The 19,377-nt window shown below is 44.7% G+C and carries 16 protein-coding genes; 10 read left to right on the top strand and 6 right to left on the bottom strand.

What is annotated here, in order from left to right; genetic code table 11:
- Window positions 1–403: 403 nt before the first annotated feature.
- The 4 genes from NLX73_RS24995 (at window position 404) to NLX73_RS16850 (ending at window position 5,313) form a co-directional block, all read left to right on the top strand.
- The gene (locus tag NLX73_RS24995) at window positions 404–1,732 is read left to right on the top strand and encodes an NTTRR-F1 domain (RefSeq protein WP_302055453.1); all 1,329 of its coding nucleotides are present in this window, start codon (window positions 404–406) and stop codon (window positions 1,730–1,732) included.
- 190 nt (window positions 1,733–1,922) lie between these two features.
- On the top strand, window positions 1,923–3,014 hold the full coding sequence (locus NLX73_RS16860; protein WP_254326759.1) for a glycosyltransferase: 1,092 nt from the start codon (window positions 1,923–1,925) through the stop codon (window positions 3,012–3,014).
- Between the two features lie 58 nt (window positions 3,015–3,072).
- Window positions 3,073–4,167, top strand: a complete 1,095-nt coding sequence (locus tag NLX73_RS16855) for a tetratricopeptide repeat-containing glycosyltransferase (protein ID WP_254326758.1) — start codon at window positions 3,073–3,075, stop codon at window positions 4,165–4,167.
- Between the two features lie 51 nt (window positions 4,168–4,218).
- Window positions 4,219–5,313, top strand: a complete 1,095-nt coding sequence (locus NLX73_RS16850; protein WP_250260513.1) for a glycosyltransferase family 4 protein — start codon at window positions 4,219–4,221, stop codon at window positions 5,311–5,313.
- Between the two features lie 82 nt (window positions 5,314–5,395).
- On the opposite strand, the gene NLX73_RS16845 is transcribed toward NLX73_RS16850, so the two are convergent.
- The 4 genes from NLX73_RS16845 to NLX73_RS16830 are packed head-to-tail and all read right to left on the bottom strand — an operon-like array spanning window position 5,396 to window position 10,724.
- On the bottom strand, window positions 5,396–7,249 hold the full coding sequence (locus NLX73_RS16845) for a beta-glucoside-specific PTS transporter subunit IIABC (protein WP_254326841.1): 1,854 nt from the start codon (window positions 7,247–7,249) through the stop codon (window positions 5,396–5,398).
- Between the two features lie 5 nt (window positions 7,250–7,254).
- Window positions 7,255–8,364: an ethanolamine utilization protein EutH gene (gene eutH, locus NLX73_RS16840; protein ID WP_254326757.1), complete on the bottom strand. Its 1,110-nt coding sequence runs from the start codon at window positions 8,362–8,364 to the stop codon at window positions 7,255–7,257.
- Between the two features lie 11 nt (window positions 8,365–8,375).
- Window positions 8,376–9,410 carry a Gfo/Idh/MocA family protein gene (locus NLX73_RS16835; protein ID WP_254326756.1) on the bottom strand — a complete coding sequence of 345 codons (1,035 nt, stop codon included), beginning with the start codon at window positions 9,408–9,410 and terminating at the stop codon, window positions 8,376–8,378.
- A 33-nt stretch (window positions 9,411–9,443) separates the two neighbouring features.
- Entirely contained in the window at window positions 9,444–10,724 is a 1,281-nt protein-coding gene (locus tag NLX73_RS16830; RefSeq protein WP_254326755.1) for a glycoside hydrolase family 140 protein, read from the bottom strand.
- 244 nt (window positions 10,725–10,968) lie between these two features.
- Between NLX73_RS16830 and NLX73_RS16825 the strand changes: the two genes are divergently transcribed.
- Window positions 10,969–11,997, top strand: a complete 1,029-nt coding sequence (locus tag NLX73_RS16825) for a LacI family DNA-binding transcriptional regulator (protein ID WP_254326754.1) — start codon at window positions 10,969–10,971, stop codon at window positions 11,995–11,997.
- 113 nt (window positions 11,998–12,110) lie between these two features.
- Here NLX73_RS16825 and NLX73_RS16820 read toward each other — a convergent pair whose 3' ends face one another.
- Both NLX73_RS16820 and NLX73_RS16815 read right to left on the bottom strand, forming a co-directional pair.
- A complete protein-coding gene (locus tag NLX73_RS16820) occupies window positions 12,111–13,016 on the bottom strand; it encodes an NAD(P)/FAD-dependent oxidoreductase (RefSeq protein ID WP_254326753.1) in 906 nt (301 codons plus the stop codon).
- A 106-nt stretch (window positions 13,017–13,122) separates the two neighbouring features.
- Complete coding sequence (locus tag NLX73_RS16815; protein ID WP_061830056.1) at window positions 13,123–13,527, bottom strand: Rrf2 family transcriptional regulator; 405 nt, start codon at window positions 13,525–13,527, stop codon at window positions 13,123–13,125.
- Window positions 13,528–13,685: 158 nt separating this feature from the next.
- Between NLX73_RS16815 and NLX73_RS16810 the strand changes: the two genes are divergently transcribed.
- The 5 genes from NLX73_RS16810 (at window position 13,686) to NLX73_RS16790 (ending at window position 19,357) form a co-directional block, all read left to right on the top strand.
- The gene (locus NLX73_RS16810) at window positions 13,686–15,611 is read left to right on the top strand and encodes a BglG family transcription antiterminator (protein ID WP_254326752.1); all 1,926 of its coding nucleotides are present in this window, start codon (window positions 13,686–13,688) and stop codon (window positions 15,609–15,611) included.
- 245 nt (window positions 15,612–15,856) lie between these two features.
- Entirely contained in the window at window positions 15,857–16,180 is a 324-nt protein-coding gene (locus tag NLX73_RS16805; protein ID WP_223822139.1) for a PTS lactose/cellobiose transporter subunit IIA, read from the top strand.
- 18 nt (window positions 16,181–16,198) lie between these two features.
- Window positions 16,199–17,494: a PTS sugar transporter subunit IIC gene (locus NLX73_RS16800; protein ID WP_069290287.1), complete on the top strand. Its 1,296-nt coding sequence runs from the start codon at window positions 16,199–16,201 to the stop codon at window positions 17,492–17,494.
- Between the two features lie 69 nt (window positions 17,495–17,563).
- Window positions 17,564–19,000: a glycoside hydrolase family 1 protein gene (locus NLX73_RS16795; protein WP_254326751.1), complete on the top strand. Its 1,437-nt coding sequence runs from the start codon at window positions 17,564–17,566 to the stop codon at window positions 18,998–19,000.
- Window positions 19,001–19,030: 30 nt separating this feature from the next.
- A complete protein-coding gene (locus tag NLX73_RS16790; RefSeq protein ID WP_061830059.1) occupies window positions 19,031–19,357 on the top strand; it encodes a PTS sugar transporter subunit IIB in 327 nt (108 codons plus the stop codon).
- The last annotated feature ends 20 nt before the right edge of the window (window positions 19,358–19,377 follow it).

Here is a 19,377-nt window from a genome sequence, read left to right as displayed (position 1 = left end):
CTGCTGCTCCCCTACTTCCCTCCCACCTAAAATGTTGCATGAGTAGCGGGTAGCAGCGGAGCGGAGGATTTGGAGCTGGAGAAGCGCCAGCGTTCGCCTTTGCCTTGGGATTTTTACCTCTACATGTCTTACTTAATCACAGAAAAATCCCACGGCAACAGCGATCGGAAGCCCAAAGCCTTCGCGGAGCGGTCTCCTCGCACCTTATGCTACACTTTTAAATTCTAATAATAATCCCCCACATATAACTCCAGCTTAACGTCACTTAAATAGAAGCTTAAAATAATGTGTCTGAAATGTGAACACGAAATTACACATCTACCCTCAGAAACTTGTACGGTTCGCTAAGGTATGGATTCGCATCTACTATCATTACAACGTGTGAAGGGAGTGTATAAAAGCGATGAGTGTATTGTTTACCAATCTAGTTTCTAACGGCGACTTCGAGATCGGATCCACCCTTTTTTGGAGCTCTGTCAATGTGACTGTCACTAACTTATCTGTAAAAAAGACAAACTTTTATAGCGCGATCCTGGCAGGAGGCGCAGTAGATGCTTCTCTTTCCCAGGTCGTTTTTGCTGCACCAGGCGAAAGCTATACGTTAAGCCTTTCAGCTGCAAAAATAGGAGGCCTATCCAGTCCTCAAGTTAACATTTTTCTGTATTACTATGACGCAACCTTTAGCTTCCTTGGCACGGGGCTAACTACCTATTTGAGTGCAGGTACATTGCCAGACGCTGTGAACGGAACATGGCAAAGCCTGTATGAAGTAACAGCTCCTGTACCAGCCAACGCAGCCTATGCCTTTTTGATTATTAGTAAAAATGCCTTGGCTAACACCGCTGATGTAGCTATTGATGCCGTTGCTCTTGTTAAAGCAAGTGCAGCTGGAGCTGTGGGTCCAGTCGGACCTGCCGGCCCAACTGGTGCTACAGGTGCTACGGGGCCTGCGGGTGCCACAGGCGCTACGGGCGACACTGGCGTTACCGGACCTGTCGGGCCTACGGGTGCCACGGGCGACACTGGTGTTACCGGACCTGTCGGACCTACGGGTACCACGGGGGACACAGGTGTTACTGGACCTGTCGGACCTACGGGTGCCACGGGGGACACTGGTGCTACCGGACCTGTCGGACCTACGGGTGCCACGGGCGACACAGGTGTTACTGGACCTGTCGGACCTACGGGTGCCACGGGGGACACTGGCGCTACCGGACCTGTCGGGCCTACGGGTGCCACGGGGGACACTGGCGCTACCGGACCTGTCGGGCCTACTGGCGCTACGGGCGACACTGGCGTTACCGGACCTGTCGGGCCTACGGGTGCCACGGGCGACACAGGTGCTACTGGACCTGTCGGGCCTACTGGCGATACCGGGCCTACGGGGCCAACTGGACCTACCGGACCATTTGGCCTTGGATTTACCGGGCCTGTCGGGCCTACGGGTGCCACGGGTGATACAGGTGCTACCGGACCTGTCGGACCTACAGGCGCCACGGGTGATACAGGATCTGCTGGACCTATCGGGCCTATCGGGCCTATCGGCGACACAGGCGCTACTGGACCTGTCGGACCTACGGGCGACACGGGACCTACAGGGCCGACTGGACCTACCGGACCGTTTGGATTTACTGGCCCGATTGGACCAACAGGAGACACTGGTCCACAAGGACCGATTGGACCTACCGGACCTACGGGGCCGACTGGACCTACGGGGCCTACCGGACTCTAACCTCCTTTTCTACCACATCATGTTTAAGCGATGTACCATACCTTATCGACAAAGCCGCACAGCATGTTAAGGCTTTGTCATCCTTGCCCTGCCGCGATTGTGGCAGGGCTTCTATAAATCAGACCTCTTTTAAATCCAACTTTATGTTTGACCTGAACCCTTAGATGGTTCAAAAAGGAGTGATGCTCAATTGATCAGTATCAGCCTGTGCATGATCGTCAAAAATGATCAAAATACGATTGGCCGTTGCCTGGAATCGGTCCATCCTATTGTGGATGAAATCAACATCGTGGACACAGGTTCACAGGATCGGACCATTGACATATGTCGCAACTTTACAGATCGAATTTTTCCATTTGAATGGGTAGATCATTTTGCCCTTGCACGTAACTATTCGTTTGAGCAAGCTACGCAGGAGTACATTCTCTGGCTTGATGCCGATGATATTTTGAAGGAGCAGGATGCCGTCAAGCTGCTTGAGCTGAAGCAAACCCTTGATTCCTCAGCCGTACCAACCGTCGATTCCGTGTCTATGAATTATCATTATGGCTTTGATGATCATGGCAATGTCACCCTACATTTTCGCCGAAACCGCTTGATCAGAAGGTCAGCCGGATTCCGTTGGCACGGAGCCGTGCATGAGTACCTCGCCGTAGACGGGAATATTCAACATGCCGATATCGCCATAACTCATACCAGAACACATACAGTCTCTCCAGGAAGAAATCTGCGAATTTATGAGAAGTTGCTCGCCCAAGGTCATGCCTTCTCTCCTCGTGACCTCTACTATTACGCTAACGAGTTAAGAGATAATGAAAGATATGAGCAGGCCGTGCAGGCTTACCAGAATTTTCTGGATACCGGACAGTGCTGGGTAGAGGATGCGATTAGTGCATGTAGCAAAATGGCCGACTGTCTGCAACAACTTGGCAAGTTGGAGCAAAGTATTACCGCGGCTCTCCATAGTTTGACCTTCGATACGCCCAGGGCAGATCTATGCTGTCGGATAGGTCATTATTTTTTGCATAAAAACGAGATCTCCAAAGCTATTTATTGGTACGACATGGCTACCACTCTGAATTCTCCCGACACGATGGGCCCGGTACAGGACGCGTACCAAACGTGGTTTCCTCATATCCAGCTATGCATTTGCCATTTTCGGATGAAGGATTACACACGTGCGAATTGGCACAATGAACAAGCTGCAATGTACGTTCCCAACGACCCGCATGTCCTGCATAATCGGCAATTTTTCAGCTCAATCCTGAATCCTCCCCAATAGAGATGTCTCCCATACTCACCCCTCAATCTTTAAGTAAGTCAAAGGAGGAGCAAGCGGAATGCAACAATCGAATCGGTACAAGATAGCTGTCTATGCCATTAGCAAAAATGAAGCCCGATTCGCCAAACGCTGGATGCACACCATGCGTGAAGCCGATGTTGTCATTGTAGCGGACACCGGCTCTACAGACGATACTGTTTCCCTGCTACGCGAAGCGGGTGCAGAGGTGCATCGTATCGAGGTAAATCCTTGGCGTTTTGACAAGGCTCGCAATGAGTCCCTGCGGCTGGTCCCTGACGATATAGATATTTGTGTCTGTACGGATCTGGACGAAGTCTGGGAGGAAGGTTGGCGGTCGCGGCTGGAACGTAACTGGAAGGAAGGAACTACCCGGATGCTATATACCTTTACGCATGGACAGCCTGGGCAAGATACCGTTTATACATGGTTCTGGAAAGAAAAAATACACACTCGTCACGGTTACCGCTGGGTACGCCCGGTTCACGAGGTGCTTGAATATATCGGGGAGGGTGAAGAACGTAGCATTCGATCCGATCAGCTCCGCTTGTATCATGATCCCGATCCGCACAAATCCCGCAGCCAATACCTTCCGCTGCTGGAGCAGTCTGTGCGCGAGTTTCCCGAGGATGACCGCAACATGCATTACTTGGGGCGAGAATATATGTATCATGGCCGCTGGGATGAGTGCATTACTACATTGCAACAACATCTTGCCATGCCGCAGGCACGCTGGGCAGATGAACGCAGCGCTTCGATGCGCTTTATTTCTAGAGCCTATAAAGCAAGTGAACAATGGCAGGAGGCAACACGTTGGTTATACCGGGCTATTGCGGAAGCGCCGTATTTACGTGAACCTTACACGGAAATGGCTCAGCTGGCTTATCATACACGGAACTGGTCCGCCGTCTATCATATGGTTGAAGAAGCGTTGCGTATTTCAACACGACCCGATACGTACATGCAAGAAGATTTTTGCTGGGACGCCACACTGTATGATCTTGGTGCCCTCGCTTGCTACGAGTTAGGCCTTTTACACAAAGCTTGTGAATATGCGAGAGAAGCAACAGAGCGCTCCCCGGACGATTCTCGCCTTAGCCATAATTATGCGCTAATTCAATCTAGGCTTCCATAGAAACCCACACCCCGTTCTGTTAGTTGAATAACTTGGTATAGGAGCTTTTGATTGGCAAAGGAGGTTATTGAGATCAAAGTTCTATTTACTTTTTATATACCGAGCGGCGGCGTAGAAACCTTGAACCGCCAACGCTGTAAAGTGCTCATGCAGGACGGGATTGAATGTCATCTTCTCTATTATCAGCAAGGTACAGGGATGCAAAACCTGAACGGCGATATTCCTGTATTCATGACTTCCTCTGAAGAAGAAATTCGAATGCTGGTAATTACTAACCGCTATGATGCAATTATCGTCTCATCGGATTATCCTATGCTCCCCAGACTGCGAATGTTGGGCTATCAGGGGGTATTAATCTATGAATCGCAGGGCTTTGGTTCTCACGAAGAGGCTGCTTGGGTGGTCGCGGATGCAGTTCCGTATCTTCAGAGACATGCCAACGCGGTGCTCTTGCCCAATACAACTCATCTGGTGCAGCTATTTACCGACATGTGTCCATGGCTTAATCGTTATGTATTTCCAAACGTACTGGATACCAGCGTATTTAATTATGTACCTAACACTCCTCCGATCAATCCGATTATTGCCTGGGTTGGGCGGTTGGAGCCCAACAAGAACTGGAGGCATTTTGTCGACATTTCTTACTGGATGCTGCAAAACCGAGCGGATCTTCGAATCTGGATGTTTTATGATGACACCTTGTCTCAACCGGAGGATAAAATACAATTCGAGAACATGCTTGCTCAGCTTGGTATGTCCTCCCTTATCGAGCGTTTTAAAAGCGTCCCTCATGCCCAAATGCCCCTGTACTACTCCATGATTGGCGACTCAGGCGGCTACCTGCTATCGACCTCGCTGGTAGAGGGCTTCGGCTATGCGGTTGCTGAGGCGATGGCCTGTCGTTGCCCGGTATTAAGCTCTGATTCAGACGGAGTACGAGCATTCATTGACCACAACGAAACCGGTAAATTTTATCAGCAGGGAGACATCTTGCAGGCGATACTGCAAGGACTAGACCTGATGAACAACGTACCTCAACGCGAATCTATCCGCAGGAAAGGGCTGGAGCGAATCGTTAGTCTGTTGGCACCGGATAAATATGTGCGCTCCTTCCGGCAGATGATGAACACGCTGGGTGTGAGGTAACTAAAAAAAGCTGACGACAACCCTTTTTATATACGGGCCATCGTCAGCTTTAACTTGCCTTTTTATTATGGAATATTGTAATCTATCTAATCTTTAGTAAGCGGTCTCCTGCATGAATATCCTTGGGATCTTCAACTAAAATATCCGTGTACACGGCTGTATTGGTTACAATGACGGATGTGGTAATATCATATCCTTCATCCCCTATAGCTTTGGGATCGAATTCAACCAGCTTGTCCCCTTTTTGAATCGTATCTCCTTCAGACACAAAGGAAGTGAAATGTTTTCCTTTCAAGCTGACCGTATTAATCCCAATGTGAATGAGCAGTTCAACTCCATCCTCAGAAATAAGCCCGATGGCATGCTTGGTTTTGAAAACGGTAACAACTGTTCCGTTAAATGGCGCATAGGCTACTCCTTCTTTCGGAATAATTGCGGCCCCCTGGCCCATCGCACCACTGGAAAAGGCTTCATCTTTTACTGCGGTTAAAGGAATCAATTCACCGTGTAGAGGACTGAATACCGCTTTTTCTTCCTCTTTGTTTTCATCTGCAATTTCAATCTCAGACGCAGGTTTTGCATTTTTATAACCGAAAAGATAGGTCAAAATAAATGCGACTACAAAAGCTACTACCAAAGATATAATAAAGCCGATGAAGCCTGCATCCATGCCTTTTGGATTAATGAATAGAGGTATACCAAAAATGCCGCCTGAGGCAAATCCATATGCCGTTGAGCCGAGTAAGCCTGCAGCAGCTCCTCCTATACCTCCAGCGATCGAGGCTAAAATAAACGGTTTTTTGGCGGGTAAAGTAACCCCGTAAATAGCTGGTTCAGTAACCCCCATCAAACCCGCAATTGTGGCAGAAGTGGCGATAGGTTTTAATTTAGGGTCCCGTGATTTCAAAGCGATGGCAAATGCCGCACCTGTTTGCGCAAAAGTCGTACAGAAGAGCATACCGTTAATCGGATCAAACCCGTTTGTAACTACATTATTCAGGAGAATTGGAATGAATGCCCAATGCAGACCAAAGATAATAATGCCCTGCCAGAACCCGGCCAGAACGAGGCCAGCTACAGCCGGACTTAACTGGTAGATCCACATAGAGCCTTTGGCTAACCCATCGCTGACTATAGTTGCTATCGGTCCGACAACCAGAAAAACAAGCGGTGATATGATGACCAAGGTCAGAAAAGGCACCATGAACATTTTAATGGAAGCAGGTGCATACTTACTTATCATTTTTTCGACCTTAGCTGCCAAGAACGCTCCAATAATGATAGGTATAACAGAAGAAGTATAATTAATCAGAACAACAGGTATGGTCAAAAAGGACAGCGCCGTTTTATCCGTAAAGGCGGAAGTAATGGTCGGGTACACCATCGCTGCTCCCAAAACGGCAGACAGATACGGGTTTCCTCCAAATTTTTTACCTGCTGAAAACCCTAGAATAACCGGAAAGAAATAAAACATTGCGTCTGCTGTCGCATATAAAATTTTATACGTGCCCATCTGATCAGTCATCCAGCCCAGGGATGTGCATAAGGCTAATAGTCCTTTTAGAATCCCCACAGCAGCGAGCACACCCACAACGGGCATGAACACACCTGAAATTACATCGACAAAGCGGCTGAATAGGCTCGCTTTTTCATTCTTTTGATCATCTTCAACCATCTGATCTCCATGCTTTACTCCCATTGTATCCAAAAGAGCTTCATAAACTTTGGGAACCTCATTCCCGATGACCACCTGAAATTGGCCACCACTTTCTACAACGGTAATGACACCGTCAATCTGCTTGATCTTTTCTTTATCTGGCAATTGATTATCCTTCAATTTGAATCTCAATCGAGTGACACAGTGAATGACACTGTTCACATTTTCATTTCCGCCCACGGCACTCCATACTTCTTTGGCTGTTTTTTTATGATCCATCATGTTCACTCCTTCTTGGATGCGCTTTCTATTTTTCTATTCGTAGTAGCTGGATGTGCTATAACTGCGACAATTACGGCACTGATCCCGCCTGCAAGTTTACCCACGATCATGGCAATCACCATATTCTTGTCCATTCCTGCTACAAAGCCAAGATGTCCCCCCAGAACGAAAGATCCACTGACAGCAAAAGCAATACTGATCACTTTTCCTCTGGGCTCCATCTCTTTAACTAAAGTGAACGTAGGAATATTATGAGCAAGACTAGCTACCAGACCCGCAGTAGCCGATGGATCTATGTTTAGCAAACGTCCTGCCCGTTGAAGCGGATTTTTAAATATTTTTGTAATCCAAGCAACCAACGGAAACGCACCAGCCAATACAATAGCAATCGTTCCAACCGTTTGCACACCGACAGACAACGGAGCCATATTGGGAATGATCACAAATCCAGTTAAGGTTTCGACCCCAATCGCTGCCAAACCGACAAGGGATAGAAGCCTAATGCCGTTACCAAACCACTTGAACAATCGGATCGTAAGCTCCGTAAATAGACGTAAACCCAGCATAATGATTATTGAAAGAAGCATGGGAATAATCAGATTTTTTAAAATCATCATCACGTCAAATCCGGCGGTCATTCCCCCTATGAAACAGCCAACAGGAATTGTACTGATACCGATTAAGATTCCTTTTGCAAAATATAGATGATCCTCTTTTTCCAAAATGCCGAGGGCAACCGGAATCGTAAATACGAGCGTTGGGCCAAACATGGTCCCCAGAAAAACCCAGGAAAATAAACCCGCTTGCTGGCTGTGCGCCATTTCTGCCGCAAGTGCGTATCCTCCCATATCTACCGCCAATATCGTATTGGCAAAGGATGCCGGATCGGCACCCATTGCCACATATAATGGTGAAACAATAGGAATCAACCATGAGGCGAGTACAGGAGCCAAGGAAACAATTCCTATCATGACCAGAGCAAGAGAACCCATGGTCATGAGCCCATTGTTGAAGGCTTGTCCCAACCCCCAGCGATTTCCCAAGCATTCATCCAATGCACCCAGCACTAAAAAAAGAGCGATAACATACATCACAATATCGTTAATGGACATCCTGTTGCCTCTTAATACACATGAACTTTATGATTTTCTGCGCTGTCATAGGTGTCGAATACAAGCTGAAGGGTCTTGATATTGTCGTGACCACTCGTTTGAAACTCTTTTCCCGTGTTGAGACAATCTATAAAATGAGCCTGTAGCTTTTTATGGCTTTCCTCATAGTTTAATTCAGTCTTTTCAACCAATACTTTTTCGACTCCCTGATTATTAATGAGAGATAATTTACCTGTGTTATACAGTTTTAGGGTGGCCTCATCGCCTTCAATCACCAGCTGTTCTTTATGATCGGGAAGGACCTGCTCTGGAAGCTGCCCATTGAGTTCCCTACGAGTCGCCCAGCTCATGTCCATAAGACCAAAATAATGTTCATAACCTAACATAATAATGCCCGTGTCTTCTCCCTGTGTGTAGGGGCTGACTCGCTTGGTTTCCGCATACAAACGCTGAGGTTCACCGAATAAGAAACGCCAAGTATCCAGCCAATGAACTCCCATTTCATAAAACAAAAGCTTGGGCATATCTCTGAAAAATGGCTGCGGCAGCTCTTTTTCCGGAGCAAACCTCGGCGAATAAAAATCCGTATGCGTATAACGTATAACATTCATATTCCCAACGATATTCTCTGTCAGCAATTTTTTTATAATTTGAAAAGGCTCAAGCCAACGCCAATTTTCGGTCACCATAAGTCTGACTCCTGCTGCTTCAGCAATACCTACAATTTGCTCAGCTTCCTCCACAGAACGTGCAAAAGGTTTTTGACACATCATATGTTTTCCGGCTGCGGCCGCCAGTCGAACCAGTTCCAGATGTGTCTCAGGAGGTGTAATGATGTCCACGACATCAATATCCGCTTCGCTTAGCATTTCCTCCAGACTGGTATAGCAATATTCAGTAGGGATATGGAATTGAGCTGCTTTTTCAAAAAGTAAGCCTTTATTTCGATCACAAAATCCTTGGATTTCTACATCCGAGATACACTGCCATGCTTTTATATGTTTTTCCGACCAATATCCCGTTCCAATGACGCCGATTTTCCACATGGTGCTTCACTCCATCCACATTCTTCTCTGTTTTTATTTCGTTCCGATGATGACAACATCACTTTCAAAGCTGTGCATGTCTAGCACCGATTGATCCTTTTGGACGGACACGTCGGTTTGGGCAAACCGCTTCCCGGCTAAATCAATCGTTGTAAACTTGTAATCCTGCACGTTAATACTTAGCGATACCTTCGTGTTAACCGGGACATACAAGACAATGGTATTCTCGTTCCCCGCAGCTCTGATTTCCTCTGTCTTGTTTAAAACAATATCCAACGGTTTTACGCCAATCAGGTTATACATTTCAAACAAATATTTAATAAAGGAGTAATCCCATGCGCCCTCAAATCGCAATGCTGTTCTCCAATCATAGGGACTATCGAATCCTTCCCCTTCTACAATGCCGAATTTCTTTCCTTTTTTGTGCCAGCTCCAAATGCCATGCGCTCCGTAGGTAATGCCCGCACCTCCGCCTGCAAGGAGGCTTTGCCATGCTACTTTTCTCACATCCAGTGCTGTGTATCTGCCATACACATTGCGGCTATAACTAATTTGTTCATAACATGGCTCTCCATTAATGACAGGCCGTATATCCGGCTTATGGTAGAAATGTTGAGCAATCTCATGGCCCACATGCTGAAACTCGGAATTATGTCCTGATTGATACATATAAAATCCAAGACCCTGGTGTTTCTCAAAGGCTGGAGGAATTTCTCTCAATCTTCCTTGAATATGCAGCGTAGTTAAGCTTGCAGGGCTTAATTGTTGTACAATTTCCAGTGCTTTTAAATAATAGGAATTGGCACGTTCGGTCGGAAAATCACTATCCCCGCTGATCAGAAAAATAGGATCAAATGGAGAAAAACGGTTTACGACGTACGTTACATAGGGTTCAACGCATTCAAACGGCATTTTATTACCCTTTTGGAACATTTCAGCCCATGTATCCGGCACATAGTTACACCACAATAGAACCAGGGCTGGAACAAATCCACGCTCTACAGCCATTTTCAACATGATTTCTGCCCGGTCAAAATAAGCTTCGTTTAATGTATGGTAGTCGAAATCCCCATTTTCCAGTAATGCAAACGGCTGTAGATTCAGATCCGATTCACTTGCATCCCATTGTCGGAGCATGTTGATTTGCAACACATTGAAACCTTGCATCTTCCGATAGTCAAGATAATCGCTCCACTCCTCTATCGTCGCGTTGGTAAATACACTCCAAACCGTATCTGCCAAATAAAAAAAAGGTTTTTCCTCTTTTGTAAAACTTCTTTGATTTTCAGCCATGTTTAAACTCAAATAAATCACCGTTCCTCTCTTGCTGTATTCACAAAATTCTCTAAACAAAACTAAATAAACAACTAAACTTATATGATTATTTCGCAAATTAAACTAAATTAAAGCGCTTTACACTTGAATATTAACACTATAAATCATAAACGGTCAACGAATTTTTATTTTTAGTTATTTAGTTTAGTTTAGTTTATAAGCTAAACTTTCTTGCAGAGTAATGATATAATTTATGTAGTTTAGTTCAATAGGGGGTTCCACATTGAAAATTGATGATATTGCAAGGCTTGCAGGTGTTTCAAAATCTGCTGTCTCTCTTGCTTTTAATAACAAACCCGGAGTCAGTGAAGAAACCAAGGAGCAAATTCTAAAAATAGCCCAAGAGCATGGATATAAACCACGCACCATGAAGACAAGCAAGGAAGTTATTAAAAATCATCATGTGATACGCTTTGTGGCATGTAAAAATACAGACATCGTAACAGAACATTATGATTCACTTCCATTTTTCAATGAGTTAATTCATCATATTACCAATCAGGTGAGAGAACATGGAAACACCTTGATTTTTTCGTCTTTTGATAGCCATAGCCTGGAAGAAGAATTATCTGCTTTGGAAAAAGATCAGCCTTCTTCAGGCATACTTCTGCTTGGTACCAATTTAACTTCTGAGACTATTCATTCCATACAATCCATTCATTCCAATATTGTGATTCTGGATACTTGCTTTGAACACGTCGATGCCAGTTTCGTATCTATTAACAACTATCTTGGTGGGTATCAGGCAGGCCAATATTTAATTCAGTCAGGACACAGAAAGATAGGATACGTACAATCCAGTACGAGGATTCTTAACTTTACAAAACGAAAGGAAGGGTTTATGGCTGCTTTAGAGGAGCACAATCTTTCCATAGAAAATGGGCTTACATTTGATATGCATCCCATGCTTGTGATGTCACAGGACGCATTTAAAACAGCTATTCATGAACTGAATGAGCTACCTTCGGCCCTATTTTGTGAAAATGATTATATGGCGATCAGTGCCATTAAAACGTTTCAAGAGATGAACATTCGAGTGCCTGAGCAAATTTCCGTCATGGGATTTGATAATATTCATGAAGCCAAGGTGATTAGCCCGGAACTCACAACCATTCATGTGAAAAAGGATATTTTGGCCCGAACTGCTGTAAACTTGCTTATGGAGAGGCTTAACAATCATCAGGGGCATCATACCCAGGTTCTTGTGAATACGGAGGTTATTGAAAGAAGATCTTGTGTAGCCTTGAAATGACCTATGATCATTAGTTTATTATTGCTTGCTCTCTCTATGATTTTAGAATAAAGCCGCCGTGTTGGCGGCCTTTTCTATTTTCGGACTCCATATTGGACATTTTCAATTTATCGTCATTCGTTGAAATCTTCCTCTGTCAAATCCATATTTACGCTCGCAGCAGTTCGACTGCCGTCGGCCGCGGCAAAAATCAACTGGGAAGGCATGAAGTACGATGAATCCCCGGCAGCATATACACCAGGTATGGAGGTTCTCCCCGCTTCATCCGTCTTGATCCCACCCGACTCCGTTCTTTCACAGCCCAAACGTTCTCCAAACGGTGCACTTTGTACAAACTGGGGAGACACAAAGCCGCCGACCCTCGGGACTTGAGTGCCATCCGTAAATCGCACATGCTCAAGCTTTCCATTGTGACCGATGAACGCCGCAACAGGTTGCTCCATTACGATGATTCCTTTAGAATAGAGCCGTTCTTTTTGCTCGTCCGACAGGGATGCCTGACCATTCGTACAGACGATCAAATCCTTACTCCAGTTAAGGAGTAGTTTGGCTGTATGAAATATAGCTGCCGATTCAGAGACGAGGACAAGCGGTTGATCCCGCAACTCCCAGCCGTCGCAATAAGGGCAATTAAATAAACTTTTCCCGTATAACGGATAAAAACCTTCAATCTCGGGGAATATCTCCTTTACGCCCGTCGCCAATATCAATTTCCGCGCTTGAACGCGATGGCCTGACGAATCAAGTACCTCAAATCCAGATTCGTTTTTTGTAATCGAAACAACCTCGGTTTGCAGATGATGGACAGACGGATAACGCAACACTTCCTCATAAGCTACACGGCGGAACTCGGCCGGCGTTACGCCGTCTCTCGTAATAAAACCGTGCGACGCATGCGTAACCGCATTTCTGGGCCGATTATTATCAATCAAAGCCACACTTCTTCTGGCCCTGCCAAGCACGAGGGATGCATTCAATCCGGCGGGCCCTCCACCAATAATAGCGCAATCGTACAGCATAACACCCAACTCCTTTTAAAAGATATTAAAGACTCTTTATATCTTCAATAAAACAAAAAAAACTCTATACATAACTGGCAACCACCCTCTTTCTATATAAAGTCGCTTACTTTGAAACTTGCGTTTGCTTTTGCGCCAAATCGGACAATTTCGTATTTTTAAGATGTCGTTCCATTTTCTCCTCTGCTTCCCTCATTACAGCTTGAATCAGGCACTCGGAGCCGTGGACAAAATCACATTCAAACAAAGAATTGGTTCCTTCAATGGCATGGATAATATCCAAAAAGGTAATGTCCTCTTTATGACGAGATAGTCGATAGCCTCCATTGGCTCCAGAAACCGATTCGATCATCCCAGCCTTCACAAGCCTTGTCAAAATTTTCGAAAGATAAGTTGGTGAAACATTTTGGGATTCAGCCAGCTGCTGAACACCTACTGGCTTCACCGACGAATCAGTAACGAGCATGAGCATAGTGTGCAGAGCATAATTCGTTGCTTTTGTAAATTTCATAACTACACCTCAATCAAAGACTTATTGTATCCACTATATCCCCGAATCTGCTAGTGTGTCAAGGTCATCTAGCATTCACGCTGCTGTTAATCCTTCTTTTGGTTACGCTCTAACCGTTGTATACTGTTCATCAGAACAGCTAAGAAAGGGGGCTCGTTGTGCGTATTTTTGATATTCTTCGTATATTGGTTGCAGAACAGATGGTCAAAGGAGAACACTTGGCAAATGCATTGAAGGTATCTTCTCGAACGATACGAACGGATTTAAAGGAATTGGGTGCTCTGTTGTCAAAGCATGGAGCAGCAGTTAAGCCCCTTAAAGGAACAGGATACAAGCTAGAGGTTCGGGACGAACAAGCATTTCATCATCTACTGAAGCAATTAAAGGATTATGATCATAATGTGCCCTATCCATTAGCGAGTTCTTCTGAAGCTAGAAACCGTTTTTTAATGAAAAAGCTATTGCTTACCAATGCATATGTCAAACTTGATGATTTAGCCGAGATCCTGTATGTTAGTCGATCTACTTTACAGAATGACCTCAAAGAACTGCGCAAGTTACTGGCAACTTACGGACTATCTCTGGAGAATAGACCCTATCATGGTATTCGAGTCAAAGGTAATGAGGCCAAGCTGCGTTATTGCATTTCCGACTATATATTTAACAGGTTAGATGAAATAGGCGAGCAGCAGGTGTCACCCCCTCTTCTGATCTCTAACGAAGAGATGGAATTCATAAGAGAAGTGATTCTGGATCGTATTGAGAACCATGATATTCAGTTGTCGGACATTGCCCTGAACAATCTGGTCATTCATATCGCTATAGCATGTAAGCGTATTCGCGAAGAAAGGTATGTGTCGTATTATCCGCAAGAGATGAAAAAAATCGAAGCACAAAAAGAGTTTAGGGTGGCGACTGAGATCGTATCCGCCTTGGAACAAATCATGAAGCACTCCTTTCCACTTGTTGAAGTTGCGTACATTGCTGTTCACCTGCTGGGTGTAAGGACCGTCGTTAGTGCCCGTATGGATGAGGTGGAGATTAAAAAGATCATTGATAAAGATATCTACGAACTGACTATCGAAATACTAGACCAAATTGATCAGCAGTTGAAGATGAACATTCATAACGATCAAGAATTGCTGATTGCATTTTGCCTTCACCTCAAACCGGTGATCAACCGTTATCAATACGGAATGAATTTGCGTAATCCTATGCTGGATGAAATCAAAGCCAATTACCCGCTTGCCTTTGAAGCAGGTATCATTGCTGCGGAAGTCATCAAGCAGCGGCTTCATATACACATCGAGGAAAATGAAATTGGGTATTTAGCCATTCATATCGGAGTCGCGATGGAAAGAAAGAAAATGGAGGACGCGCCCAAAAGATGTATGATCGTATGTGCTTCTGGACTCGGCAGCGCTAAGCTGCTGTATTATAAGCTTCAATCGGTCTTCGGTTCCAGATTGGATATCGTGGGAACCACTGAATTTTATAAGCTGAAACAAATGCCTTTGGATACACTGGACTTTGTCATTAGCACGATCCCCATTTCAGAACCGCTTTCTATCCCCATGATCCATGTGAATACATTTTTAGGCGGTTCCGATATTACTAAAATTGAGCAAGCCATTTCTGAGGCCAGACTTCCTGCTGTGCAGTATGTACGAAAAAAATTGGTCTTTCTTCAGCAGAAGTTTGAGAACAAACTCCAAGTGCTTGAATTTATAGCCGAAAAAATACACGAAGCAGATCTTGTAAAAGGCCCCCTGCTGCAATCTGTAATAGAGCGTGAAGCCGTTTCCCCCACTTCATTTGGCAACTTGGTCGCGATCCCGCATCCGATGGAACCTTTCGCAGATTCTACGTTTTGGGCCATCTGTACATTACAAAAAGCAATCGATTGGGATGGCAAGCCGGTACAGTTTATTTGTATGCTCTGTATACAGCGCACCAAATCAGAAGATTTACAGACTATGTATCATATTTTGCTTGAAATTTTAAATAATGAACAGCTCGTCCAGCAGCTTATTCGCTGCAAATCATATACAGAATTCATAGAAGTGTTGCACAAAAATTGTTGAACATGAAGAGTATGTAAACAAAGGAGAAATCTAAAGCCTACAGGGCTGGGGTTTCTCTCTTTTTATATTTAATGATAAGACTTCAACTAGAAAGAACGATTTATTTCCGTTAAGAAGAGGAAATAATGTGCGTTATGTTGAAAGCGATTCCAAATTATAATAGCCATACGACGAGGATGATTGAAAGGAGAGAGGATCACGTGAATAATGATGAATCTACAGAGCACGACGTGAACATGGAGGACATGGATGATACAGAGATTGTATTCCAAATTATATTATACGCAGGGAATGCACGCAGCTCGGCCATGGAGGCGATTGAGCTTGCAAAGGCGGGGAAATTTCGGGAAGCCAAAGATGAATTAGCCACAGCAAAAAAAGAACTGGTGTCTTCCCACAAAATTCAAACCAGAATTATCCGCAAGGAAGCAGCGGGTGAAAAAACAGAGATGTCCGTCATGATGGTACATGCTCAAGATCATCTGATGAATGCCATCACCATTCGCGATATGGCCTCAGAGTTTGTAGACCTGTATGAACGCATTGATCAATTCGTACCGAAATCGTAGAGGGAGGGACGCTATCCCATGGCATTCAAAGACAAACTGGTCGATGGCCTCACATCGGTAGCAAATGCAATCAATAATTTTAAATATATTATAGCGATCAAATCAGCTTTTATCACATTGATGCCTGTTATTATTGTCGGTGCCTTTGCTGTATTGATTTCTAATATGGTCATGGACCCGGTCAATGGCCTTGCGCATTTTAAGCCGTTCTCATTCCTGGCTGAGTACAAACCGATTTTCTCGGGCATTAACTATGCCAGCTTGAATATCCTTACCATTCTGGCTATTTTCATGATTGGTCTGGAGCTAGGAAAAATTAACGGTGAGAAAAATCTCTTCCCCGGTTTGCTTGCTTTAATCTGTTTTATCTCTGTGACACCAACCACGATAGAGTTGATGGTTAACGGTGACATGCAAAAAGTAACAGACGTCTTAGCCCGTCAATTTACGGATACCAAGAGCTTGTTTTTAGGTATTTTCATAAGCATCCTATCCGTTGAGCTGTACAGTAAGCTGGGCAAGTCCGATAAGCTAAAAATCAAAATGCCTGAAAGTGTTCCCAGCAATGTGGCCGTTTCTTTTTCTGCATTGATACCAACTATCATAACGGTGACAGTCTTCTCAATGCTCGGATTTTTCTTTCATAAGTTTACAGGTCTCTACCTGTACGATGCTGTCTATAATGTGGTACAAAAACCTCTGGAGACCGTAGTACAGGGACTGCCAGGTATACTGGTACTGATGCTGGTTGCGCAAATCTTCTGGGTGATCGGTATTCACGGGAACCAAATGGTAAAGCCCATTCGTGAACCCCTGCTGCTTGGCGCGATTACCGTCAACATGACTGCTTATGAGCAAGGACTGCCCATTCCGAACATTATTACGATGCCTTTCTGGGACGTATACATGAGTATCGGTGGTTCAGGGATTACACTGGCCCTCTTGATTTGTATTATGATCGCTTCCAAGCGTGAAGATATGAAGGAAATAACAAAGCTTTCGCTCGGCCCAGGTCTGTTTAATATTAATGAGCCTGTCATTTTTGGACTTCCGATTATGTTGAATCCATTGATGGCTATCCCTTTCATTATTACTCCGCTCATCACAGGAACGATTGGTTACTTCTCGACGTTGCTTGGATTTGCAGGTAAAGCCGTCGTCATGGTTCCATGGACTACTCCGCCTATTATTAATGCCTACCTGTCTACAGGTGGAAGCATTGGCGCCGTCGTAACTCAGATCATTTGTATTGTGGTAGCCATTATCATTTATTTCCCGTTCGTCAAAATTGCCAACAAGCGAACGGCTGAATAATGCGTTACTATAGAAATACATCAATAATTGAAAACGCATTCTTTATACAATGAAAAGGAGAAACATGTCATGGCTAAACATACGATACAAATTCCGTCGAATTTCATCATGGGTGCAGCGGCTTCCGCTTGGCAGACAGAGGGATGGAGCGGTAAAAAAGAAGGTCAGGACTCATACCTAGACCAATGGTACAAAAATGACCGCTATGTCTGGCACAATGGATATGGACCCGCGGTTGCAACCGACTTTTATAATCGCTATACCGAAGATATTGCGCTGATGAAGCAGATTGGCTTAACCCATTATCGTACTTCTATTAATTGGTCCCGCTTCTTAACGGATTATGAGAATGTAGTGGTGGATGAAGCGTATGCGGATTATATGGGCCGAGTCATTGATGAGCTGATTGCAAGCGGAGTCGAGCCGATGATTTGTCTGGAGCACTATGAGTTACCCGCTTATTTGATGGACAAATATGAGGGCTGGTCCTCCAAGCATGTAGTGGAACTGTTTGTAAAATATGCGGAAAAAGTGTTTGAACGGTACGGGGATCGGGTCAAGCACTGGTTTACGTTTAATGAGCCCATTGTTGTACAAACGCGTGTCTATCTAGACGCCCTCCGCTATCCCTATGAACAAAATACGCGGAAGTGGATGCAATGGAACTATAATAAAACGCTGGCTACCGCGAAGTGTGTACAGCTTTTCAAAGCCAAAAATTATAGTCAGCACGGGGCTAAAATAGGCGTTATTCTGAATCCCGAAGTCACGTATGCCCGATCAAGCGCCCCTCATGACCAATACGCGGCGCATATGTATGATTTATTTTACAATCGAGTATTTCTGGACCCGCTTATTAAAGGCGAATACCCACAAGAATTATTCGATCTCATGGGCAAGCATGATATTGCATTTGAAGCTACAACGGAAGAGCTGACCGTGATTAAGAAAAATACCGTTGACTACGTCGGAATCAATCTCTATTATCCCCACCGGGTCAAAGCGCAGAGTAAAGCGTGGAATGAAAACACACCCTTCCACCCCTCTTACTACTATGAGCATTTTGATCTTCCGGGTAAAAGAATGAACAAATCACGGGGCTGGGAGATTTATCCGAAAATCATTTACGATATGGGAATGCGTATCAAGAACGAATATCACAATATCGAGTGGTTTGTCGCAGAAAATGGTATGGGCATTGAGAATGAGGTTGCCTTCAAAAATGAGGAACACATCATTCAGGACGACTATCGTATTGACTTTATAACTGAGCATTTATACTACACGTTACAAGCTGTAGAAGCAGGCTCCAACTGTACAGGTTATATGCTGTGGGCCTTTACAGACAACGTTTCTCCCATGAATGCTTTTAAAAATCGCTACGGACTGGTGGAAATTAACCTAGACAATGATCGAAGTCGGCATTTGAAGAAATCCGGCTACTGGTATCAAGCTGCTATCAAGGAACGCTCGTTTGTTGCTGATCTGGATGAAGAGTATAAGTAGTTAAAAATGAATTTCTGGAGGCGCTCAACGATGAAAAAAATTATTCTGGCATGTGCTGCGGGTATGTCCACATCCATTTTGGTTTCTAAAATGAAAAAAGAAGCAGCAGCAAGATCCATAGAGCTGAACATCGAAGCCATCCCCGAAAGCACCATTAAGGAAGAGCTGGAAGGCATTACAGATTCTGTGATTGCTATTTTGCTCGGACCTCAAGTACGGATGCGTAAAAAGGCAGTAACCGAAATTGCTGCTCCCTATAGCATTCCTGTAGATGTCATTGACACGTTGGCTTATGGTAGAGGAAACGGTGCAGCAGTCCTGGATCAAGCCTTGAAGCTGGCTGGCGAGAACATCTAATTGCTATTCAAATGAAAAAG

The organism is Paenibacillus sp. CH40, assembly GCF_024213605.1.
In the GTDB taxonomy this organism is placed as follows: Bacteria; Bacillota; Bacilli; order Paenibacillales; family Paenibacillaceae; genus Paenibacillus; species Paenibacillus polymyxa_B.
This window is presented reverse-complemented; position numbering and strand designations above follow the sequence as displayed.